We start from the raw sequence: 22,687 nt of genomic DNA, 5'->3' as shown, positions 1-22,687 counted from the left end.
TGAAAGCACTCCTGCGTAAAGCTGCTGCGCGCACCGTCGACGACCTGTCCCGCGCCATCGGCGCCGCCATCGACACCTACACGCCCGCTGAGTGCGCCAACTACTTCGCCGCTGCCGGATACGATGCATACTGAACGGAATCTGCTCTAACGCACCATCGGCCGTCGTAAAGCCTCCCCCAAAAACCGCTGTCCTACACCCCCCGACCCATGCTCGGCTGCCGCCCATGCAGACCCACACGCCAGCGCCGACCGCGCCCTCGCCCGACCTGCAACCGCTGCCCGAGCCGCATCCGCTGTTGCAGGTCGATCCCCCCACCGACACGCCCTATATCGACGCGCACGGCTTCGATCCGGCCGCCTATGAATGGATTCCGGTCAAGCGAAAGCCGCGCAGCGACGGCTGGACCGAGGCGCGGCAGCGCGAGTTCATCGAGGCGCTGGCCGATGGCGGTTCGGTCGATCAGGCGGCACGCTCGGTCGGCATGAGCCGGGTCAGCGCCTATGGCCTGCGCCGCGCCGAAGGCGGCGAGCCCTTCGCCCACGCATGGGACGCCGCGATCGCGCAGGCGGTGGCGATGCTGGTCGACGTCGCGTTCGAACGCGCGGTCAACGGGTCCGAGGAAGTGGTGTTCGATCGCAACGGCCGCCGCGTCGGCCTGCGCCACCGTCACGGCGACCGGATGCTGATGTTCCTGCTCGCCGCGCATTATCCCGACCGCTACGGCCACCACGCGCGCGCGCGTTCGCGCGGCGCGCCCGATCCCGCGCGGGTCGAGGTCGCGCCCGTCGCCGCACCAGCCGCCGCGCTGCCCGACGAACTGGCCGCCGATCGCCCCCGGCTCGATCCGCCGATGCCGCTGGCGCAGGCGCTCGAACGCCTCGCCCCCGTGGCGCCCGCCGAACCGCATCGCGCGATCGATCCCGCCGACCTCGATACGCGAATCGCCTGCGCCGATATTCTCGACGGCCGGTTGCCGCGCTGGTGCGATCCCCATCGCCCGCAGCCCGACGAACCGCTCCAGCCGCCGATCCACATCCCCGACGAGGACGACGGCGACGACGACCTGCCCTATATCCCCGCCCCCGGTCCGCTGGGCGTGGACTTCGAGATTCAGCTCGCTCTCGCCAAGCGCGCCGCCGCGACCGGCCTGACTCCCGACCATCCGGGCAAGCGCGCCCGCCGTCGCAAGGCGCGGCGAGTGTAAACTTTGTAAACTTTGGGGGGAATTGGGGAGCGGAACCGCCGGCTCCACCCCCTTCGTCATTCCGGCGAAGGCCGGAATCCATACACGCCGACGTCGCGACTCCTGCCCGACCGGCAGTTGGGATCGACGCGGGGGGCGACCGGTCGACGGCCGCGCCACGGGCAAAGCCCGTGGCGTCGAACGGCGCTTGCCGCGCCGTCGGCCGCGCGCGCCTTGTGCGGCTTGGCGTAGCTGACGCTACGCCTTGCCCGGCGCGCCGTGGCGTCGAACGGCGCTCGCCGCGCCGTCGGCCGCGCGCGCCTTGTGCGGCTTGGCGTAGCTGACGCTACGCCTTGCCCGGCGCGCGTTACATCCGGTTGGCGACTGCCTGCTCGATCTGGGCATTGTCGTCGTCATCGGCCTTCTCGGCGGCGTCCTCGCCCATCTCGCGGACGTTCTCCGCGCGATCTTCCAGCGCGTCCTCGACCTGCTCGTTGCTCGTCAGATCGGCCTGATCCTCCAGCGCGTCGGCGCGGTTCTCGGTCATCGCCTCGATGTTGTCCGCCGCCTTGTCGTCGGCATTGCCGCCGCACGCGCCCAGCATCAACAGTCCGGCCATGCCGGCCGCTTTCATCATCGTCTTCATGGTGCTTGTCCCCTTCGAAACCAACCGGCCCGGCCATTCGCCGGACAGGCGGCATCAATCGTCCGCCGCGTCCAAAGGTTCCGCCTGCGTACCGACCGCCGGCACCGTCCAGTCGATCGCGCCCCGGCCCTGTGCTTCCAGAAAGGCGTTGGCCTGCGAAAACGGCCGGCTGCCGAACCACCCGCTATGCGCCGACAATGGCGAGGGGTGCCGCGCCTTCAGCACCAGATGCCGCCCGCCGGCCACGCCGTCCTGCACGAACGCCGCCTTCTTCTGCGCATGCGATCCCCACAGCAGGAAGACGCTGGGCGGGGCATGTTCGGCCACGGCATGGACGATCGCGTCGGTGAACGCCTCCCACCCATGCCCCGCATGCGACGCCGCGCGCCCCTGCTCCACGGTCAGCACGCTGTTGAGCAGCAGCACGCCCTGCTCGGCCCAGTGCCCCAGATAGCCATGGCGCGCCGGCGCGATCCCCAGATCGTCGTGCAGCTCCTTGTAGATGTTGCGCAGCGACGGCGGCACCGCGACGCCCGGCCGCACCGAAAAGCTCAGCCCATGCGCCTGCCCCGGCCCATGATAGGGGTCCTGCCCCAAAATGACGACCCGCACCTGATCCAGCGGCGTGGCCAGCGCCGCGAACCAGTCGCGCGAATGCGGCAGCACCCGCTTCCCCGCCGCCTTCTCGGCGGTCAGGAACGCGCGCAACGCCGCCATCCCCGGCCCGGCCAACACCGGCGAGAGGGCAGGCGCCCAACTGGGATCGATCCCGGCGGGCAGCGGGGCAGGGGTGTCGTTCATGGCGTCCTTCTTAGACGCTCGTCCCGTCGCGTGGAAGCGGCACCGGCCCGCTCCCCCTCCCGGCCACCCAATCAGGATACGCTGTGGGTGGCCGGGAGGGGGAGCGGGCCGGTGCCGCCCGACGTCAAAAGAGCCCCGGCACCTCGCGCTGCACGGTCGACGGCCGGTCGGGCTGGAGCAGCGTCCGCTCCTCTCCGCCAAGCGAGCGCGGCGAGGCGTTCAGCCCGTCGCCCCGCGCGCTGGCCGATGCGCCGATCCGCGAACACTGCCGCCCGGCAAGGAAGTCGAGCGCGCGCGCCACCGACTGTTCGCGAACATCGCCCAGCGGATAGCTGATGTCGTCGCTCGCCTGACAGGTGTTGGGCACGGTGGTGGCAAGCCCGTTGTAATAGGCCGCCGACCGCGCCGAGTTCTGCACCGCCAGCGCCACGACCCGCAGCCGGTCGTCGCACCCGGCCCGGTCGAGCCCGATCTGGCCGACCGGCTTGCCATAGGTGTTGGTGCCGACCAGCGCCATGTTGTTGCCGAGGTAGGGCACGAAGGCGTTGATGACCAGCTCGCTCGCCGACGCGGTATTGCCGGTGCCGATGAAGGCGATCTTGGTCGGCGTCACCGACTGTGCGGTCGGGGCGAAATATTTGACCGTATTCTCGGACGCCTTCTCGGGCCGGAACGACGTATAGCTGTACACGTCGCTGCCCGACTTGCCGCCACCCAGCAGGTCGCCCATCAGCTCGGCGACCGAGATCAGCCCGCCGCCATTGTAGCGGAAGTCGATGACGAACTCGGTGATCCCCTGGGCCCGGAAATTGGCGAAGGCATCGCGCAGCGGCTGGTTGGCCGGCGAGATGAAGGTGCGCAGGTTGATGTAGCCGACCCGCTTCGACCCGTCCTGCAACACCTTGGCGCCATAACGGGTCGATACCGGCAGCAGGTTGAAATCGGTCTTGGCGACGTTCGCGGTGGTCGTCGTCCCCTCGATCGTGCGGAAGCGGAAGGTGCGCGTCGTCCCCGCACTGTCCGGCCCCAGCGCGGTGGTCAGCCCGGCGGTGCCCTCGGCGGCGATGATCGCCGACACGTCGCGTAAGGTAGCGCTGCTGGTGCCGATCTGGGTGATCTCGGTCCCGCGATCGATTCCGGCGGCCAGCGCCGGCCCGCCCTCGAACGCCTCGGTCACGAGCAGCCGCCGCCCGGTCGAATCAAGCGCGAAGCGCACGCCATAGCCCGCGGTCGACCCCGAGCTGTAATAGGCGTTCTCCTCGGCGATCGAGGTGAGATAGGTGAAATACCGATCCTTGCCCTGCGCCCGCGCGGTCGCGGTCAGCGAATCGATATAGCCGCCGACCGTGGTGAACGACGTGGGGTCGGGGCTGGCGGGCAGCGTTTCGGGAAAGAGATACCATTCGCGAAGCTGGGCCAGTGCCCAGTCCTGCCGCTCGCGCAGCGAACAGCCGGTCGTGGCGGTCGGCGTGGGGCTGGCGGTCGGCGTACCGCCGGTCGATCCGCCACCGCCGCTGCCGACGGTCCCGGCGCCGCTCCCGCCGCCGCCGCATGCCGACAGCATTGCCAGCACGCCCAATGCCGCCCCGAACCGACCCCGCATACGCCCACTCCACTCCTGATCCTGCCCGCAGCCTATACCCGGGCCGACCAAAGGGAAATGGATTCTCGGTGCAGGCGGCGTACCGCCGGGATTACGGCTTCATTGCCTCGATCAGCCGCTTGACCTCCTGCGACCGGCCGCGCGGCAGGATCATCACGTCGTTGCCGCTGGCGACGACGATCAGGTCCTTCACCCCGACCATCGCGATCCGCACCCCGTCCGAGCGGACGAGGCAGTTGGTCGAATCGAGGATGGTGACGTTACCGCCGTGCGTGTTCAGTTCGGCGTCGAGCTCGCTGATCGCATGCAGCGCGTCCCAGCTTCCGACGTCGTTCCACCCCATCGCCACCGGTGCCACCGCGACCCGGTCGGCACGCTCCATCACCGCATAGTCGATCGAATCCGACGGACAGGCGGCAAAGGATTCGGCATCGGGACGGATGCAGATGCCGTCGCGCGCCGCCCGCTCCATCGATTGGCGCGCGGCGCGCCCCATCGCCGGGACATGCACGTCTAGCGCTTCGAGGAACTTGTCGGCGCGGAACAGGAAGATGCCGCCGTTCCACGCATGATCGCCCGACGCCAGCATCGCCTCCGCCTTGTCGAGCGGCGGCTTCTCGACGAAGCGGTCGACGCGGTGGACGCCCTCGACCAGCGGTTCGCCGACCTTGATCCAGCCATAGCCGGTCTCGGGCGCGTCGGGGGTGATGCCGAACGTCACCAGCCAGCCATCGGCGACCAGCGGCAATGCACGGGCGATGGCGGCGCGGAACGCCTCCAGATCGGCGATGACATGGTCGGACGGCATGACGAGCAGCGGCGCATCGCCCGCGCCCGCCGCGATCGCCGCCAGCGCGATCGCCGGCGCAGTGTTGCGCGCCATCGGCTCGAGGATCACCGCCTGCGGGCTGAGGTCGACGGCGGCGAGCTGTTCCTCGACCGCACTGGCATGGCTGGCGTTGGCGACGACGATCGGCGCGGCATAATCCGCCCCGACCGTCCGCCGCGCGGTCAGTTGCAGCATCGTCTCCTCAGCGGTCAGCGCCAGGAACTGCTTGGGCTTTTCCGGGCGCGACATCGGCCACAGCCGGGTCCCCGACCCCCCCGAGAGAATGACGGGGACGATGGCGGGTTGCGACGACATGCGATGGAGTCTCCGATGCGGCGCAGACGAGCGCCATACCAGCCTGAAACGGGTGGCCGTTGCGCTATAACAACAAGCGCGAAAAGAGTATCCGCCGCGTTCAGTATTTCTTTGCCCTTTCGCGCGATAGCGGGTGGGTGTCGGCTGGCCTTACACCTGTTTCGGGACTCCAACCATGATCCGGCTGTTCAAGCACTATGTGCCCAATGCCGTCCTCCTGCTGGGCGTCCTCGACTTCGCGGTCCTGCTGCTGGCGGGCGAGCTCGGCTGGGTCGTGCGCGCGATGCAGATCGGCATGGAAGTGGGGCCGACGCACGGCCGCATCGCCGAACTGGCGAGCTTCGCGGTCAGTCTCGAACTCGCGATGGTTGCGGTCGGGGTGTATGGCACCGATTCGCTGCAATCGCTGCGCTTCGCGACCGCGCGGCTGCTGGTCGCGATCTCGCTCGGCGTCATCTTCATCTCGCTGCTGCTGTTCCTGTTCCCGACGATCATGTTGTGGCGTTCCAACCTGCTCTACGCGATGGGTTTCGCGGTCGTGCTGCTGGTGCTGCTGCGGATCGTCACCGGCACGCTGCTCGGCGGACAGGCGTTCAAGCGGCGCGTCGTGGTGCTGGGGGCGGGCGAGCGCGCGCTACGGCTCAAGACGCTGGGACAGGCACCCGGCGCGGGCTTCGTCGTTGTCGGCTATATCGCGATGCGCGAAAGCGACCGGATGATCCCCGAAGCGATCGCCCGCGACGCGATCCACAATCTCGCCGATCATGTCGTGCTGTTGGGGGCGGCCGAAGTCGTCCTCGCGCTCGAGGAACGGCGCGGGGCGCTGCCGCTGAAAGACCTGTTGCGGATCAAGACCACCGGCGTCCACGTCAACGAGATCTCGACCTTTCTCGAACGCGAGACCGGCCGCGTCGATCTCGACAGCGTCAATCCGTCGTGGCTGATCTTCTCCGACGGATTTTCCTCGGGGCGGATGTTCTCCAGCATCGTCAAGCGGATGTTCGACGTCCTCGCCAGCCTGCTGCTGCTCGGGATCACGCTGCCGGTCATCGCGCTTGCCGCACTGGCGGTGAAGCTCGACAGTCGCGGCCCCGCCTTCTACCGCCAGCGCCGCGTCGGCCTGTACGGCGTCAGCTTCGACATCCCCAAGCTCCGCTCGATGCGCACCGATGCCGAGGTCGCGGGCACCGCCGTCTGGGCCGAAAAGGACGATCCGCGCATCACCCGCGTTGGGCGGTTCCTGCGCAAGAGCCGCATCGACGAACTGCCGCAATGCTGGAGCGTGCTGAAAGGCGAGATGAGCTTCGTCGGCCCCCGTCCCGAACGGCCGCAGTTCGTCGCCGACCTCGAAACGCAACTGCGCTATTATGCCGAGCGGCATATGGTGAAGCCGGGCATCACCGGCTGGGCGCAGATCAACTATCCCTATGGCGCCTCGATCGACGATGCGCGCCAGAAGCTCGAATACGACCTCTACTACGCCAAGAATTATTCGCCGTTCCTCGATCTGCTGATCCTGCTCCAGACGCTCCGGGTCGTCATCTGGTCGAGCGGGGCGCGGTGATCGCGTGCTGACCGGCATCGTCATCTGGGGCCATGCGGCCGCCGCGCTGCTGTTCGGCGTGCTGACATTATGGGTCGCCCGGCGCGACGAGGGCGAGGACGAACTGCCACGCGCGCTGCTCGCCGTGGCGCTTGGCGCGACCGCGCTCTGGGCGCTGTCGGTCGCCGGCAACGGCAGCGCCGAGCCCGAGACGCGACTGCTCGAAGGGGTGCGCACGCTCGGCTGGCTGGCGGTGCTGGTTGCGATCCAGCGGCGCTCGGGCGCCGGGGGTACGCTGGGGGTGGGCGCGACGCTCGCCTGTCTCGCGGTCGCCGCCGTCACCGCCACGCAGGCGCTGCTGCACATCGCCGTGCCGACCATTCACGATCCCGCCGGCGCGCAGGCGATGCTCGACGTGGCGACGATGCTGCGCGCGCTTGCCGCGCTTGGCGCGCTGGCGCTACTGCACGGCATGTTTCCGCGCGCGGCATCCTCGGGCGCGCGGCTGGTCGTGCTGGCGGTCGGCGCGGTGTGGCTGATCGATGCGAATTTCAGCATCGCGCTCTATCTGCTGCGCGAGGTGCCGAGCGAACTGATGGCCGCGCGCGGGCTGGCGCTGGTCGCGCTGGCGGCGATGATCGCGCTGGCGCTGTCGCGACGCGGCGGTGGTTCGGTGCAGCTTTCGCGCGCGGTAGCCTTTCATTCGCTGTCGCTGCTCGGACTGGCCGCCTATTTCGCGATCACCATCCTCGCCACCGCGCTGATCGCCGCGCTGGGCGGCGCCCATGCCCGTATTGCGCAGACCGCGTTCGTGTTCGGCTCGACCGCCGCGCTGCTCACCGCCGCGTCGTCGGGCTGGCTGCGGGCGTGGATCAAGGTGAAGCTGACCAAGCACCTCTTCCGCCACCGCTACGACTATCGCGCCGAATGGACCCGCTTCACCGAGACGCTGGGCGAACCCAAGGGCGCCGCCCCGCTCGACGAACGACTGGTGAAGGCGGTCGCCGACCTGACCGATTCGCCCGCGGGGCTGCTGTTCGTCGCCGACGACGGCGAACTGGCGCTGCAGGCGACGTGGCACTGGGACGGCGCGGTCCCGCCGGGCGATGGCGACGCCGCGCTCGCCGCCTATCTCGATACGACCGGCCGTATCCTCGAACTCGATTCGGTGCGCGATGGGACGGCAGGCGTGGCCGACCGCGAGGCGGTATCGCCCGCGTTGCTGGCACAGGAAGACGCCTGGGTCATCGTGCCGCTGCCGCATCTCGGCCGGCTGACCGGCGCGATCCTGCTCGCCCGTCCGCTGCTGCCCCGCGCACTCGACTGGGAGGATTTCGATCTGCTCCGCATCGCCGGGCGGCAGGTGGCGAGCTATCTTGCCGAGGCCCGCGCGCAGGGCGCACTGGCCGAAGCGCGCCGGTTCGAGGAGTTCAACCGCCGCTTCGCCTTCATCCTGCACGACGTGAAGAACATCGTCAGCCAGCTAAGCCTCGTCGCGCGCAACGCCGAGCGCCATGCCGACAACCCCGCGTTCCGCGCCGACATGGTCGCGACGCTGAACGAATCGGCCGCGCGGATGAGCGACCTGCTCGCCCGTCTCGCCGAGCGCGAGCCGCCACGCACCGCCGCGCCGGGGCCGGTGGCATTGGCGACCATCGCCGTCCAGTCCGCGCATCGCTTCCGTCTGCGCGGGGCGATCGAGGTGTCAGGCGATGGCGAACCCCATGCCGCCGCCGATCCCGCCCGGCTGCAACAGGTGATCGATCATCTGGCCCACAACGCGCTCGACGCGGGCGGCAGCACCCCGGTGCGGATCGTCACCGGTGGCGATGCGACATCGGCATGGATCGACGTGATCGACACCGGCATCGGCATGACCCGCCAGTTCGTCCGCGACGAGCTGTTCCGCCCGTTCGTCTCGTCCAAGCCGACCGGCTTCGGCATTGGCGCCTATGAGGCGCGCCAGTTGACCGAGGCGATGGGCGGGCGGATCGATGTCGAGAGCATCGCGGGCCAGGGCACCCGCTTCCGCGTGGTGCTGCCTGCCGCATCCCCCCTTGCCCCGCCGACGCTGGAACAGGCCGCATGACCGATACCAAATCGCTGCTGATCGTCGAGGACGATCCCGGCCTCCAGCGTCAGCTTCGCTGGGCGTATGACGGCTATGCTATATCGGTCGCGGGCGACCGCGAGGCGGCGATCGCCACCGTGCGCGCCACCGAACCGCAGGTGGTGACGCTCGACCTGGGATTGCCGCCCGATCCCGACGGCGTGGGCGAAGGCTTCGCGACGATGGAGGCGATCCTCGCGATCAAGCCCGATACCAAGATCGTGGTGGCCAGCGGCCATGGCGACCGGGCGAGCGCGCTGCGCGCGATCGAACTCGGCGCATGGGACTTCTATGCCAAGCCGATCGACATCGACGCGCTGGGGCTGATCGTCGCCCGCGCCTTCCACGTCCATGCGCTGGAGGCGGAGAACCGCCGCCTCGCTGAACGGGTCGAGGGGCAGACGGTGCTCGGCGGGATGCTGACCGCCGCGCCCGAGATGCTGAAGGTCACGCGCACCATCGAACGGGTAGCCCCGGCCGATGTGTCGGTGCTGCTGCTCGGCGCGTCGGGCACCGGCAAGGAACTGCTGGCGCGGGGCCTGCACGACGCATCGCCGCGCCGCCGCGGCAATTTCGTCGCGATCAACTGCGCCGCCATTCCCGAAACCCTGCTCGAAAGCGAACTGTTCGGCCATGAGAAGGGCGCGTTCACCGGCGCGGTCAAGACGACCGAGGGCAAGATCGAACAGGCGGCGGGCGGCACGCTGTTCCTCGACGAGATCGGCGACGTGCCGCTTCCGCTTCAGGTGAAGCTGCTGCGGTTCCTGCAGGAACGAGTGATCGAGCGGATCGGCGGGCGCAAGGCCATCCCGGTCGACACCCGCATCGTCTGTGCCACCCACCGCGACATCGACGCGATGGTCGCCGCGCAGACGTTTCGCGAGGACCTGTATTACCGGCTGGCCGAGATCGTCGTGCGCATCCCCTCGCTTAAGGAACGGCCGGGCGATGCGGTGCTGCTCGCCCGCGCCTTTCTCGATCGGCATGCGCGACAGATGGGGCAGGGGGGCAAGCGCTTCGCCCCCGACGCGCTGTCGGCGATCGACGCCTGGGGCTGGCCCGGCAACGTCCGCGAACTGGAAAACCGGGTGAAGCGCGCGGCGATCATGGCCGATGGCAAGCATATCACCGCCGCCGACCTCGATCTGGGCGCGGGCGACGACGGCCCGATCAACCTGAAGGCGGCGCGCGAGGCGGCCGATCGCGGCGCGATCCGCCACGCGCTGGCCCGCGCGCAGGGCAATATCTCCGGCACCGCGCGTCTGCTCGGCATCAGCCGGCCGACGCTCTATGATCTGATGAAGGCCTATGACCTGCAACCCTGATCGTCCCTTGCGCGCGCTGCTCGGTGGCGCCGGTCTGGCGCTTGCCGCCGCCTGTATCGCGGTGGCCGGCGGTGCGCGCGTGGCCAAGGCCGATCCGGCCGACGCCCGCACCGGTATCGCCGAGGCGCTCGGCCAGTTTCAGGCCGGCCACTGGAGCGTCGCCCGACAACGCGCGCAGGCGGCGGTCGCCGCCGATCCCGGCTGGGGCTTCGCGCAGGCGGTGCTGGCGCGGACCCATCTCGCGCTAGGCGATGGCCTCGCGGCGCAGGCAGCGCTCGATCGCGCGGTCGAGGGCGGCTTCGATCCGGCGCGCGCGCACCAACTGCGCGCGCACGCCCGGTTGTTGCAAGGCGATGCGCCCGGCGCGATCGCCGAAGCGGGCAAGGCCGCCCCGCGCTATGCCGGCTATGGCAACCGCATCCGCGCGCAGGCGCTGGCGCGGCAGGGCGATGTCGTGGCCGCGCTCGCCATCCTCGAGCCGACGGTCGCGCGCGATCCCGGTCGCGCCGCCGACTGGGTCGCGCTGGGGCAAATCCGCATGGGTGCTGGCGACATGGTCGGCGCGATCAACGCGGCGGCGGCGGCGGTCAGGGCCGATCCGACCTCGCCCGACACGCTCCGGCTGCGCGCCCAGACGATGCGCATCCAATATGGCCTGACCGCCGCGCTGCCGTGGTTCGAGGCGGCGCTGGCGCGCGACCCTTACGCCCATGACACGTTGATCGATTACGCCGCGACTTTGGGCGACAGCGGACGGACGGGCGCGATGCTCGACGCGGTTCGCCGGGCGATGACCGCGCGGCCGGGCAGCGTGCAGGGCTATTATCTCCAGGCGGTTCTCGCCGCGCGCGCCGGCGATCCGGCGACGGCGCGCAGCGTGCTGCAAAAGGCGGGCGGCGGGGTGCAGGGCGTGCCCGGTGCGCTACTGCTCGGCGCATCGCTCGATCTGGCGGAGGGCGCACCGGCGCAGGCGACGGTGGGCCTGCGCGAACTGGTCGCGCGGCAACCGACCAACATCACCGCGCGCAAGCTGCTGGCGCTGGCGCTGCTGCGAAGCGACGCCGCGCGCGACGCCTTCGACTATATCCGCCCGGCCGCCGACCGCGCCGATGCCGACAGCTATACACTGACGCTCGCCGCCCGCGCGCTGGAGCGGATCGGCGATCGTGCCGGGGCGGCGGTGTTCCTCGATCGCGCCGCCTCGCCGGTCCGCGGCCGGTCGACCGCCTTCGCCCCCGACGAGAGCCTCGGCTTGCTCGCCGCCGCCGCCCGGCCGACGCCGGGCGATCCGGCGGTCGCGGTTCCCTATATCCGCGCATTGGCCAGCGCGGGCGATGCGGCGGAGGCGCTGGCCGCCGCCCGCGCGGTCGCCGCCGCCAACCCTGGTGCCCCTGCCGCGCAGCTCGTGCTGGGCGACGCCTATGCCGCCGCCAACCGCCCGGCGGAGGCCGCCACCGCCTATGCCGCCGCCGCCGCCAGCCGCTTCGACGAGGCGACGATGCTGCGGCTGGTCGATGCGCGCGCCCGCGCCGGGCAACGCCGCGAGGCCAGCGCCGCGCTGTCGCTCTATCTCGCGCAGAATCCTTCGAGCGTCCCTGCGCTCCGTCTGACCGGCGAATGGCAGTTGGCGGCGGGGGATGTCGCCTCTGCCGTCGCCACGTTCGAGCGGTTGCGCGACCTCGTCGGCGACCGCGACGTCGCGGTGCTGGCCGGCCTCGCCCGTGCCTATGCTGCCGCCGGGCAGGGCGACCCCGCGACCAGCTTCGGCGCGGCTGCCTATGCGCTGGCCCCGGCCAACCCGCTGGTCGTCGATGCCTATGGCTGGGCGCTCTACCGTGCCGGCAATCCGGGCGCGGCGCTGCCGTTGTTGCGCAAGGCCGCCTCGCTCGCGCCTGCCGACCCTGCTATCGCCGCGCATCTCGCCGAAGTGGCGGGGTAGTTCAAATCGGGCTGCCGTCCGCCTAAGGGGGTACGATGACCGATCCGCTGCTCCGTATCGCCGAGGCGCTCGAACGCCTTGCACCCCCGCCGCCCGCCGCCGCCGATCCGCTGGCGCATCCCGCCTATGGCTGGGACGGCCGGGTGCTGCGCGCGGCGCGCGGCTTTCGCCCGGTGCCGCTCGACCGGCTGGTCGGGATCGAGGCGCAGAAGACCGCGCTGACCGCCAATCTCGACCGGTTGGCGAAGGGCGCGGCGGCGCACGACGTGCTGCTGTGGGGCGCGCGCGGTACCGGCAAGTCGGCGCTGGTCAAGGCGTCGGTCGGGCAGGTGCAGGCGAACGGCGGCGCACTGGCATTGGTCGAGGCGCCTGCGACTGCCTTGGACGGCCTGCCCCGGCTGTTCGCGCTGCTGGACGGCGTGGCGCGCGCCTTCGTGGTGTTCGTCGACGATCTCGGCTTCGACACCCCCGCCGAGGGCAGGGCGCTGCGCTCGCTACTCGAGGGCGGTGCCGAAGGTCGCCCCGGCAACGTCCGGCTGATCGTCACCGCCAACCGCCGCCATCTCGTCCCCCGCGACCTCAAGGAACAGGATAGCGCGATCAACCCGCGCGACACCGTCGACGACGCGCTGGCGCTCGCCGACCGCTTCGGCCTGTCGCTCGGCTTCCATGTCGTCGATCAGGATCACTATGTCGCGATCGTCGAGCGTTACTGCGCCGCCTATACCCTGCCGTTCGACGCGCACGACGCGATCGGCTGGGCAACGAAGCGCGGCAGCCGCTCGGGCCGGGTGGCGTGGCAGTATGTCACTGATCTCGCCGGGCGGCACGGGAAGGCGATTTAAAGAAGTCGGGTTCACGCGGAGACGCGGAGGGGTTGCAGGCGTGGCAGCCCGATCGCGTAGCGATCCCTGTCAGCGATGCTGGCCACGGGCGGACAGGGTTCCGCTGACGCGGAACGGTCGGGAGCCGCAGCCCCTCCGCGTCTCCGCGCCTCCGCGTGAACCCAATCTTCCTGGACACAGCCGGAAGATCAGACCTCCGCCAACTCCGCCAGCGCCAGCCAGCGTTCCTCCGCCGCATCCTTCTCCGCCCGCGCCTTATCGATCTGCGCGTTCAGCGAAGCGAACCGCTTCGGGTCCTTGGTATAGAGCGCAGGATCGGACAGCAGCGCCTCGTCGCGCACGATCGCCGCTTCCAGTTCCTCGATCCGCTTCGGTAGCAGGTCCAGGTCGCGCTGGTCCTTGTAGCTCATCTTGGTCGACTTGGGCTTGGCCACGGTTTCCACCGGCTTGGCCTTGACCTTGGCCGCGCTGCGCTCGCGCCGCTTGGCGACCCAGTCGGCATAGCCGCCGGGCACGACATCGACATGGCCCGATCCGTCCATCCCCAGCGTCACCGTCACCGTGCGGTCGAGGAAGTCGCGGTCGTGGCTGACGATCAGCACCGTGCCGGCATAATCGCCGATCACCTCCTGCAACAGATCGAGCGTCTCGAGGTCGAGATCGTTGGTCGGCTCGTCGAGCACCAGCAGGTTCGACGGCCGGGCGAACTCGCGCGCCAGCAACAGCCGCGACCGCTCGCCGCCCGACAAGGTGCCGATCCGCGCCTCGGCAATCGACGGATCGAACAGGAACTCTTTCAGATAGCCGTGGACATGCTTCTTCGAGCCGTTGACCTCGATCCAGTCACCGCCATCGGCCAGCACGTCGCGCACCCGCTTTTCCGGGGCCATCAGCTTGCGCTGCTGATCGATGACGATGCCTTCCAGCGTCTGCGCCCGCATGATCCTGCCCGAATCGGGTTCGAGATCACCGGTCAGCATCCGCAGCAACGTCGTCTTGCCCGCGCCATTGCCACCGACGATGCCGATCCGGTCGCCGCGGCGCACCCGCAGCGAAAAGTCCTTGATGACGGTCCGGTCGCCGAAGCCCTTGGTCACATGCTCGGCGTCGATCACGACCTTGGTCTTGGTGTCGTCGGCTTCGATCTGGATCTTCGCGGTCCCTTGCGGCCCTTGCATCGCGGCACGTTCGGCGCGCAGGTCGTGCAGCTTCTCCAGCCGCCCCATGTTGCGCTTGCGCCGGGCAGTCACGCCCCGGTGCAACCAATGTTCCTCGATCTTGAGCTTGGCGTCGAGGCGTTGCGCCGCCCGTTCTTCCTCGGCGGCCGCCTGTTCCATCCACGCCTCGAACCCGCCGAAGCCGATCTCGGCGCGGCGAATGCCGCCGCGATCGAGCCACAGCGTCGACTTGGTCAGCCGCGTCAGGAAGGTACGATCATGGCTGATGACGATGAACGCGCCGTTGAAGCGGTTCAGCCATTCCTCCAGCCATTCGATCGCCGACAGGTCGAGGTGATTGGTCGGCTCGTCGAGCAGCAGCACGTCGGGGTTCTCGGCCAGCGCGCGGGCGATCGCTGCCCGCCGCCGTTCGCCGCCCGACGCGGTCGCCGCCTCGCGGGTGAGGTCGATGCCGAGCTGGTCGGCGATCGCGTCGACCTCATGTTCGGCGGGTGCGCGTGGCCCCCGCAGCGCGAAGTCGCGCAGCGTGGCATAGCCGTCGACCTTGGGGTCCTGTTCCAGCAGCACGACATGCGTGCCCGGTACGATCGTCCGCCGCCCCTCGTCGGCATCGATCGCGCCCGCGATCAGCTTGAGCAGCGTCGTCTTGCCCGCCCCGTTGCGCCCGATCAGCGCAAGGCGGTCACGCTGTCCGACATGGATGTCCAATCCACGGAACAGCCAGCCATTGCCCTGGACGAGTCCAAGGCCTTCATACGACAAAACAGGTGCAGCCATGTGTGGCAGGTAAGCCGCACTCGGCGACGAAGCAAGTTACGCCAGCCTGTCTGCCCTATTCACGGGCTGTTCAATGCGTTGTCGCTATGTCACGCCGCATGACGATGGTCGTTCGGTTCCTAATGGCGGGGTTGATGGCGGTATCGGGGGTCGCACAGGCGATGCCCGACCAATTGCTGCGCGACCATCAGGCTGCCCGGACCGCGCGCGCGCAGGGCCGCATCCTGCCGTTGCGCGAGATCGAAGGCCGCGTCGTGCCGCAGATGCGCGGCGCGCAATATCTCGGCTTCGACTACGACCCCGACCGGGGCATTTACACGCTCAAGTTCCTGCGCGATGGCGCGGTGATCTGGGTCGATGTCGACGCCCGTACCGGGCAGGTCGTCGGCCGCAGCCGTTAACGAACAAGGGAGAGAAGCCGATGCGCGTCCTGATCGTCGAGGATGAACCGAATCTCGGCCGCCAGTTGCGCGCCACGCTGGAGGGGGCTGGCTATGCCATCGACCTCGCGACCGATGGCGAGGAAGGGCATTTCCTCGGGTCGACCGAAACCTATGACGCGATCATCCTCGACCTGGGGTTGCCCGAAATCGACGGACTGACCGTGCTCGACCGCTGGCGCAAGGAAGGGCGCACCGCCCCGGTGCTGGTGCTGACCGCGCGCGATAGCTGGTCGGACAAGGTCGCCGGACTGGATGCGGGGGCCGATGACTATGTCGCCAAGCCGTTCCAGACCGAGGAACTGATCGCGCGGCTCCGCGCGCTGATCCGCCGCGCCTCGGGCAACGCCTCGGCCGAGCTGACCGCCGGCGACATCCGCCTCGACACGCGCTCGGGCAAGGTGACGAAGGCGGGCGAGCCGGTGAAGCTGACCGCGCAGGAATACAAGCTGCTCAGCTACCTGCTCCACCACAAGGGCAAGGTGGTCAGCCGCACCGAACTGATCGAACATATCTACGATCAGGACTTCGACCGCGATTCGAACACGATCGAGGTGTTCGTGACCCGCATCCGCAAGAAGCTGGGCGCCGATGTCATCACCACCATTCGCGGGCTCGGCTACAGCCTCGACGAACCCGGCGCGCCCAAGCCCGCCGGCGCGGAAGCCTGACGCCGCGACCATGACGAAGGCGAGCGATCCCGCCTCCCGTGCCGCCGACTCGCGCGGCTATGTGCAGGTGACGGGATCGCTGTCGCGGCGGATGATCGTCATCGCCGCCTGCTGGATCATGCTGCTGCTCGCCGGCGGCGGCTTCGCGCTCGACCGGGTGCTGACCGGCGCGATCACCCGCAACTTCGACGACCAGCTCGACTATATCCTGACCTCGCTGATCGTCTCGGCCGAGATCGACACCAGCGGGCAGGTGACGTTCAGCCGCCAGCTATCGGACCAGCGGTTCCTCGAACCCTATTCGGGCCTGTATTGGCAGGTGAGCGGCGAGGGGTTCGATCCGTTCCCGTCGCGCTCGTTGTGGGACCGGCGGCTGCCCGGCAATCCGGCCAAGATCGGCAACGACCTGCGCGTCTATGACGCGAAACCCTTCCCCGATCAGAAGCTGCGCATCGTCGAGCGTGACCTGACGCTGCCCGGATCGAACACCGTGTGGCGGTTCCAGGTGGCCGAGGCGCGCGACCTGCTCGACCAGCAGATCAATGCCTTGCGCAAGACGCTGGTGCGTTCGTTCGCGCTGCTCGGGCTGGGGCTGATCGTGATGGCGGCGCTCCAGACATGGTATGGGCTGCTCCCCTTGCGCGCGGTGCGTGACGCCATCTCCAAGCTGCGCGCGGGACAGGCCGCACGGGTCGAGGGCAGCATGCCTGCCGAAGTCGCGCCGCTGGTCGAGGAACTGAACGCGCTGGTCGAACACAACGACCGGCAGGCGGAGGAAGCCCGCCGCCATGCCGGCAATCTTGCCCATGCGCTGAAAACACCGCTCACCGTCATCATGAACGCCTCGGCCGCCGGACAGGCCGACCTCGCCGACACGGTGATCCGCGAAGCGCGGACGATGCGGCGGCAGGTCGACCATCATCTGGCCCGCGCCCGCGCGGTCGGGCGGCGCGGATCGGCGCACAGCCGCGCCGAGGTCTGGACCTCGGTCGAGGCGGTCGAGCGCGCGGTGGCGCGGCTCTATCCCAACGTCCGCATCGACGTGGATGGCCAGAAGGACCTGATCGCGCGGATCGAACGGCAGGATCTCGACGAAATCCTCGGCAACCTCGTCGAGAACGCCGCCAAATATGGCGGGGGCAGCGTGTTCGTCACCGTCCGCGCCGATGCCGGCTTCGTCGAACTGCTGGTCGAAGATGACGGGCGCGGCATCCCTGCTGCCGACCGGCAGCGCATCTTCGATCGCGGTGTGCGGCTCGATTCGGGCAAGCCCGGCACCGGCCTCGGCCTCGCGATCGTGCGCGACGTCGCCGAAATCTACGAAGGCACCGCCTCGCTCGAGGAGAGCGAGGATCTGGGCGGGCTGCTCGTCCGGCTCCGGCTGCCCGCCGCCTGATCGCTCACAGGCCGCGCATCGCCTCCGCCGCGATGGTGGCGCTGCGCTTGCGTGCAGCGGGATCGAACATCGCGCCGGTCACGATCACCTCGTCGACCTGCGTCCGCTCGATGAAGGCTGCAAGACCGGCTCGCACCGTCTCCGGCCCACCGATCGCCGAGCATTCGAGGACATGGTCGAGGATCGTGTTGCCCTGTACCCCGATCTGCGCGCGATAGCCGGCAACCGGCGGCGGCAGTTCGATCGACTTGCCGGTGCGGATCGCGACGAACATCTGTTCGGTCGAACTGGCGAGCAGCCGCGCTTCGTCGTCGCTGTCGGCCGCCAGCACGTTGAAGGCGGCTGCCGCATACGGCTTGTCGAGTATGGCGGACGGGCGGAAGTTGCGACGATACGCCTCCAGCGCCTGATCGAGCGCGGCGGGGGCGAAGTGCGACGCGAATGCATAGGGCAGCCCCAGCATCGCCGCGAGTTGCGCCCCGAACAGCGACGACCCCAATATCCAGAGGTCGACCTTCGCTCCTGCGCCGGGCACCGCGCGGATACCGGTACGGTCGTCACCCGCGAAATAGCGCTGCAGCTCGACCACATCCTGCGGAAAGGCGTTGGGATCGGTTTCCAGCGTCCGGCGCAGCGCGCGGGCGACGATCTGGTCCGATCCCGGCGCGCGGCCCAGCCCCAGATCGATCCGGCCGGGATAGAGCGCATCCAGCGTCCCGAACTGTTCGGCGATCGTCAGCGGCGCATGGTTGGGCAGCATGATCCCGCCCGCGCCGACCCGAATGGTGTTGGTCGCAGCCGCGATATGGCCAATCACCACGGCGGTCGCGGCGCTGGCGATGCCGGCCATGCCGTGATGTTCCGCCACCCAGTAACGGTGATAGCCTTGGCGTTCGGCATGGGCGGCAAGGTCGGCGGCCTGCGCCATGGCCTGCGCCGGGGTGCCGCCTGCACGGATCGGCACGAGATCGAGCATCGAATAACGGGTCATTCGAGATAGATGGGAGGCGGGTTGCGGATTGCTACCGAAGCAAGGCTTGGCCGGTTGAAAGCAACGATCGTTCGTGGGCGGCGGGGGGCAGAAAAACCCGTCTTCTTCCGGTCCGGCCTCAGACCAGCAACTCGCCCCGCATCACCGTCACGCACCCGCCGCCCAGCACCGCCCGCTCGCCCGCCAGCGTGACCGTCAGATGCCCGCCGCGGGCACTCGCCTGAAACGCGGTGAAATGCTCGCGTCCCAACCGCTCCGCCCAGAAGGGAGCGAGCGCGGCATGCGCCGATCCGGTCACCGGGTCCTCGTCCACGCCCCACGTGGGCACGAATACCCGGCTGACGACATCGGCGACGTCGCCGGGAGCGGTGACGATCGCCATCACCCCACAAGCCGCCAGTGCGCGCATATCGGGCGCGCAACCGCGCACCGCCGCCGCATCGGGCAACAGGATGATGCTGGTGGCCTGCGCGCCGCTGATGCTGGCGAACACCTCGCCCTCGCACCTCAGCGCCGCGAGCAGCGCCGGATCGGGCGCTGCGGCCACCCGCGTCACCGGTAGCTCGAGCGTATAGCCCGCCCCGTCGCGCGCAACGGTCAGCACGCCTGCCTTGCGCGTGGCAAAACGAACCTCGTCGCGCTCGCCGATCAGCACATGGCCACTCGCCAGCGTCGCATGGCCGCACATCGCGATTTCGACGGTCGGGGTGAACCAGCGCAGTTCATAGTCGGCGTCGCCGTTGTCCGTCGCCACGGCGAAGGCGGTTTCCGACAGATTATGCTCGGCGGCGATGTCACGCAGCACCGCATCGTCGGGCCATGCCGTCAACACCATCACCGCCGCCGGATTGCCGGTGAACGGGCGGTCGGCAAAGGCGTCGACCACGGTAAAGGGCAGTGTCATCCGTAATTCCCGATGCGCTTGCCGAACCAGTGCGGCGTTACATCGGCCTCGACCAGCGGATTGTCGGTATCAACATGGCCTTCTGGGTCGAGGTGGATCAGCACCTCGACCTTGGGAAACGCCCGTCGCAACGCGCGCTCGACATTCTCGACCACGTCGTGCGCATCGGCGACGGTCATGTCGCGCGCGACCTCCATGTGGAATTGCGCGAAGTCGTGGCTGCCCGATCGGCGGGTGCGGAAGTCGTGAATGCCGCGCAGGCCCTCCTGCCGCGCCGCCACGTCGAGAAAGGCGCGGCGTTCGTCCTCGGGCCATTCCTTGTCCATCAACTGGTCGATCGCCTGGCTCGACGCCTGGAACGCGCCCCAGCCGAGCCACAGCGCGATCAGGATGCCCATCACCGGATCGGCCCCGCGCACTCCGAACACCTGATCGAGCACCATCGCGATGATGACCGCGAGGTTGAGCAGCAGATCGCTCTGGTAATGGACGTTGTCGGCGCGGATCGCGACTGATCCGGTACGCGCGATGATCGATTTCTGGTACGCCAGCAGCGCGAAGGTCGCGATCATCGCGATCACCGACACGCCGATGCCGAACTCGACGTCCTGCGTTTCGCCGGGTGCGCCGAAGGCGGCGATCGCGCGCCAGCCGATGCCCGCCGCCGACGCGGTGATGAGCATCACTTGGAACAGCGCGGCCAGCGCCTCCGCCTTGCCATGGCCGAAGCGGTGGTCATGGTCCGCCGGCGTCGCCGCCAGTCGCACCCCGTAGAGCGTGACGAGCGACGCGAGCAGGTCGAGCGCGGTGTCGGCCAGACTGCCGAGCATCGCGACCGACCCGGTATGCCATGCGGCAAAGCCTTTCAGCCCCAGCAGGAACAGCGCCATCGTCACCGATGCGATGGCGGCCCGCGTGGCGAGCGGAATCACCCGCTTGCGCTCGGTCTCGGTCATGGGAACAGCAAACCCTCGCGCCAGCCATCGCCGTCGCGAGTGAACAGCCGGCGTTCGTGCAGGCGATGCGCCCGGTCCTGCCAGAACTCGATTCGCTCCGGCGTCACGCGATAGCCGCCCCAAAACGGCGGGCGCGGCACGTCGCGTCCCTCGAATCGTGCCTGCACCTCATCGAACCGTGCCTCGAAGGTCGCGCGCGCATCGAGCGGACGCGACTGGTCCGATGCCCATGCGCCCAGTTGCGAGTCGCGCCCGCGCGAGGCGAAATAGGCATCCGACTCGGCATCGCTGGCCAGCGCAACCGGCCCTTCGATGCGGATCTGCCGCCGCAGCGATTTCCAGTGGAAGAGCAGCGCGACATGCGGATTGGCCGCCAGATCGCCCGCCTTGCGGCCCTCGCGATTGGTGTAGAACACGAACCCGTCGGGGCCATGGCCCTTGAGCAGCACCATCCGCACCGACGGATGGCCGGCGGCATCGGCGGTCGCCAGTGCCATGGCATTGGGGTCGTTCGGTTCCGAAGCGCGGGCCTCGGCGAACCAGTCGTCGAACAGGGCGAAGGGGTCGGTCATGCCGGCCCCTTACGCCCTTTTCGCCTCGATTTCATCCCGCCCGTTCGGCGAGCGTGCGCTCCCAGCCCAGCGCGTCGGCGACGATCTGGTCGAGATCGGCATGCGCCGGCCGCCACGGCAATTTGGCGAGGATCGCGCTATTGTCGGCGATCAGCGCGTCGGGATCGCCCGCGCGGCGACCCTCCAGCCGGCGGTCGATCGTCTGGTTGGTCGCGCGGTCGACCGCGTCGAGCACTTCGAGCACCGAATAGCCCCGGCCATAGCCGGCGTTCATCGTGTGGCTCTGGCTTGGATCGGCGATCAGCAGGTCGAGCGCATGGACGTGGGCGTCGGCGAGATCGCTGACATGGATATAGTCGCGCACCCCGGTGCCGTCGGGCGTCGCGAAGTCGGTGCCATAGACGCCGACATGGGCACGCTTGCCGGTCGCCGCCTCGACCGCGACCTTGATGAGATGCGTCGCCCCCGCCGTCGACTGGCCGCTGCGACCCTTGGGGTCGGCGCCCGCCACGTTGAAATAGCGCAGCGCGGCATAGTTGATCGGATGCGCGGCGGCGACGTCGGCCAGCATCATCTCGGTCATCAGCTTCGACATGCCATAGGGGTTGATCGGGCGCTTGGGCGAATCCTCGCGCACCGGCACGACCTCGGGGATGCCATAGGTCGCGGCGGTCGAGGAGAAGATGAAATGCTTCACCCCTTCGGCGACCGCGCTCTCGATCAGGCTGCGCGAGGCGGCGGTGTTGTTGCGGTAATATTTGAGCGGATCGCTGACCGATTCGGGCACCACGACCGATCCGGCGAAATGCAGGATGGCGTACACGCCGTGCTCGCGGATCGCGGCGCGCACCGCCGCGTCGTCGGCGATGTCGGCGACGACCAGCGAGGCGCGCGAATCGACCGCCCAGTCGAAGCCGGTGACGAGATTGTCGACCACCACCACCTCATGCCCCGCATCCAGCAGCGCCAGCACGGCATGGCTGCCGATATAGCCCGCACCGCCCGTCACCAGAACCTTGCCGTTCGCCATTGCGTTTCCGTCCCCGATTGTACCGGCGCAGCGCGCGCCTACATGGCTCTCTGTACGAAGGAGAGTATCCCATGGCTACCGAAGTCGCGACGTTCGCGGGCGGATGTTTCTGGTGCGTCGAAGCGGTGTTCCGCGACGTGATCGGCGTCGAGAAGGTCGAAAGCGGCTATATCGGCGGCACGACCGAACACCCGACCTACAAGCAGGTATGCGGTGGTGACACCGGTCATGCCGAAGCGATCCGGGTGACGTTCGACCCCCAAGTGGTCGGCTATCACGATCTGCTCGACATCTTTTTTGCGACTCATGATCCGACGCAGCTCAACCGCCAAGGCAACGACATCGGCACGCAATATCGCTCGGCGATCTTCCCGCACGATGCGGATCAGGAAGCCGAGGCGCGTGCGGGAATCGAGCGGGCGGGTGAGGGACGTGGCAAGATCGTCACCACCATCGAACCGCTGACGACCTGGTATCCGGCCGAGGACTATCACCAGGAATATTGGGAAGGCGAAGGCCAGCGCAATCCGTACTGCCTCGCGATCATTCCGCCCAAGTTGCAGAAGCTGCGCAAGAGCTTCGCCGCCCGGTCGCGCACCACGACCGACGCATAGGCGTTAAGTTTTGCAA

General features: G+C 69.0%; 20 protein-coding genes and 1 pseudogene. 11 read left to right on the top strand and 10 right to left on the bottom strand.

The genetic code is table 11. From position 1 onward, the window contains the following. Both LRA89_RS18020 and LRA89_RS18015 read left to right on the top strand, forming a co-directional pair. Nucleotides 1-134: pseudogene (locus LRA89_RS18020) on the top strand (IS630 family transposase); the annotation flags it as partial. A gap of 92 nt (nt 135-226) precedes the next feature. Further along, nucleotides 227-1,207, top strand: coding sequence for a hypothetical protein (locus tag LRA89_RS18015; protein ID WP_230772345.1), 981 nt, complete (start codon nt 227-229; stop codon nt 1,205-1,207). Nucleotides 1,208-1,553: 346 nt separating this feature from the next. Here the strand turns inward: LRA89_RS18015 and LRA89_RS18010 are convergent, their stop codons facing one another. From LRA89_RS18010 to LRA89_RS17995, 4 genes are all read right to left on the bottom strand, one after another. After that, nucleotides 1,554-1,832 (bottom strand): hypothetical protein, encoded by a 279-nt coding sequence (locus tag LRA89_RS18010; RefSeq protein WP_055762278.1) that lies wholly within the window; start codon nt 1,830-1,832, stop codon nt 1,554-1,556. A 54-nt stretch (nt 1,833-1,886) separates the two neighbouring features. Then, a complete protein-coding gene (gene ung / locus LRA89_RS18005; protein WP_230772344.1) occupies nt 1,887-2,633 on the bottom strand; it encodes a uracil-DNA glycosylase in 747 nt (248 codons plus the stop codon). 124 nt (nt 2,634-2,757) lie between these two features. Then, nucleotides 2,758-4,236, bottom strand: a complete 1,479-nt coding sequence (locus tag LRA89_RS18000; protein ID WP_230772343.1) for a S41 family peptidase — start codon at nt 4,234-4,236, stop codon at nt 2,758-2,760. A gap of 91 nt (nt 4,237-4,327) precedes the next feature. Then, on the bottom strand, nt 4,328-5,314 hold the full coding sequence (locus LRA89_RS17995; RefSeq protein WP_230772350.1) for a sugar phosphate nucleotidyltransferase: 987 nt from the start codon (nt 5,312-5,314) through the stop codon (nt 4,328-4,330). A 241-nt stretch (nt 5,315-5,555) separates the two neighbouring features. On the opposite strand from LRA89_RS17995, the gene LRA89_RS17990 reads away from it, so the two are divergent. Genes LRA89_RS17990 through LRA89_RS17970 form a run of 5 tightly spaced genes read left to right on the top strand, consistent with a single transcriptional unit; the run spans nt 5,556 to nt 13,142 of the window. Next, the gene (locus tag LRA89_RS17990; RefSeq protein WP_056498336.1) at nt 5,556-6,944 is read left to right on the top strand and encodes a TIGR03013 family XrtA/PEP-CTERM system glycosyltransferase; all 1,389 of its coding nucleotides are present in this window, start codon (nt 5,556-5,558) and stop codon (nt 6,942-6,944) included. A 4-nt stretch (nt 6,945-6,948) separates the two neighbouring features. After that, a complete protein-coding gene (gene prsK / locus LRA89_RS17985) occupies nt 6,949-9,012 on the top strand; it encodes an XrtA/PEP-CTERM system histidine kinase PrsK (RefSeq protein WP_230772341.1) in 2,064 nt (687 codons plus the stop codon). Next, nucleotides 9,009-10,358 carry a PEP-CTERM-box response regulator transcription factor gene (prsR, locus tag LRA89_RS17980; RefSeq protein WP_230772340.1) on the top strand — a complete coding sequence of 450 codons (1,350 nt, stop codon included), beginning with the start codon at nt 9,009-9,011 and terminating at the stop codon, nt 10,356-10,358. The genes prsK and prsR overlap by 4 nt, the downstream gene beginning before the upstream one ends. Next, on the top strand, nt 10,342-12,297 hold the full coding sequence (locus LRA89_RS17975) for a tetratricopeptide repeat protein (RefSeq protein WP_230772339.1): 1,956 nt from the start codon (nt 10,342-10,344) through the stop codon (nt 12,295-12,297). The genes prsR and LRA89_RS17975 overlap by 17 nt, the downstream gene beginning before the upstream one ends. Before the next feature lie 35 nt (nt 12,298-12,332). Beyond that, nucleotides 12,333-13,142 (top strand): DUF815 domain-containing protein, encoded by an 810-nt coding sequence (locus tag LRA89_RS17970; protein ID WP_230772337.1) that lies wholly within the window; start codon nt 12,333-12,335, stop codon nt 13,140-13,142. A 188-nt stretch (nt 13,143-13,330) separates the two neighbouring features. Here the strand turns inward: LRA89_RS17970 and LRA89_RS17965 are convergent, their stop codons facing one another. Further along, nucleotides 13,331-15,097: an ABC-F family ATP-binding cassette domain-containing protein gene (locus LRA89_RS17965; protein WP_230772336.1), complete on the bottom strand. Its 1,767-nt coding sequence runs from the start codon at nt 15,095-15,097 to the stop codon at nt 13,331-13,333. Nucleotides 15,098-15,201: 104 nt separating this feature from the next. On the opposite strand from LRA89_RS17965, the gene LRA89_RS17960 reads away from it, so the two are divergent. The 3 genes from LRA89_RS17960 to LRA89_RS17950 are packed head-to-tail and all read left to right on the top strand — an operon-like array spanning nt 15,202 to nt 17,604. Continuing rightward, nucleotides 15,202-15,498 (top strand): hypothetical protein, encoded by a 297-nt coding sequence (locus LRA89_RS17960; protein WP_443025012.1) that lies wholly within the window; start codon nt 15,202-15,204, stop codon nt 15,496-15,498. A 20-nt stretch (nt 15,499-15,518) separates the two neighbouring features. Next, nucleotides 15,519-16,208 (top strand): response regulator transcription factor, encoded by a 690-nt coding sequence (locus tag LRA89_RS17955; RefSeq protein WP_230772334.1) that lies wholly within the window; start codon nt 15,519-15,521, stop codon nt 16,206-16,208. Nucleotides 16,209-16,218: 10 nt separating this feature from the next. Further along, entirely contained in the window at nt 16,219-17,604 is a 1,386-nt protein-coding gene (locus LRA89_RS17950) for a sensor histidine kinase (RefSeq protein WP_055762307.1), read from the top strand. Between the two features lie 4 nt (nt 17,605-17,608). On the opposite strand, the gene LRA89_RS17945 is transcribed toward LRA89_RS17950, so the two are convergent. From LRA89_RS17945 to galE, 5 genes are all read right to left on the bottom strand, one after another. After that, nucleotides 17,609-18,595 carry an LLM class flavin-dependent oxidoreductase gene (locus tag LRA89_RS17945; RefSeq protein WP_230772333.1) on the bottom strand — a complete coding sequence of 329 codons (987 nt, stop codon included), beginning with the start codon at nt 18,593-18,595 and terminating at the stop codon, nt 17,609-17,611. A 118-nt stretch (nt 18,596-18,713) separates the two neighbouring features. Next, nucleotides 18,714-19,499: a PhzF family phenazine biosynthesis protein gene (locus LRA89_RS17940; RefSeq protein ID WP_230772332.1), complete on the bottom strand. Its 786-nt coding sequence runs from the start codon at nt 19,497-19,499 to the stop codon at nt 18,714-18,716. Continuing rightward, on the bottom strand, nt 19,496-20,455 hold the full coding sequence (locus LRA89_RS17935; RefSeq protein WP_055762316.1) for a cation diffusion facilitator family transporter: 960 nt from the start codon (nt 20,453-20,455) through the stop codon (nt 19,496-19,498). The genes LRA89_RS17940 and LRA89_RS17935 overlap by 4 nt, the downstream gene beginning before the upstream one ends. Continuing rightward, the gene (gene pdxH / locus LRA89_RS17930) at nt 20,452-21,027 is read right to left on the bottom strand and encodes a pyridoxamine 5'-phosphate oxidase (protein ID WP_055762319.1); all 576 of its coding nucleotides are present in this window, start codon (nt 21,025-21,027) and stop codon (nt 20,452-20,454) included. Before pdxH ends, LRA89_RS17935 begins: the two co-directional genes overlap by 4 nt. A gap of 31 nt (nt 21,028-21,058) precedes the next feature. Further along, a complete protein-coding gene (galE, locus tag LRA89_RS17925; protein ID WP_230772331.1) occupies nt 21,059-22,057 on the bottom strand; it encodes a UDP-glucose 4-epimerase GalE in 999 nt (332 codons plus the stop codon). A 71-nt stretch (nt 22,058-22,128) separates the two neighbouring features. Here galE and msrA point away from each other — a divergent pair, with 71 nt between their 5' ends. Beyond that, a complete protein-coding gene (msrA, locus tag LRA89_RS17920; protein WP_055762325.1) occupies nt 22,129-22,671 on the top strand; it encodes a peptide-methionine (S)-S-oxide reductase MsrA in 543 nt (180 codons plus the stop codon). Nucleotides 22,672-22,687: the final 16 nt, after the last annotated feature.

The sequence above is a fragment of the Sphingomonas sp. Leaf4 genome, from assembly GCF_920939515.1.
Classification (GTDB): Bacteria; Pseudomonadota; Alphaproteobacteria; order Sphingomonadales; family Sphingomonadaceae; genus Sphingomonas.
This window is presented reverse-complemented; position numbering and strand designations above follow the sequence as displayed.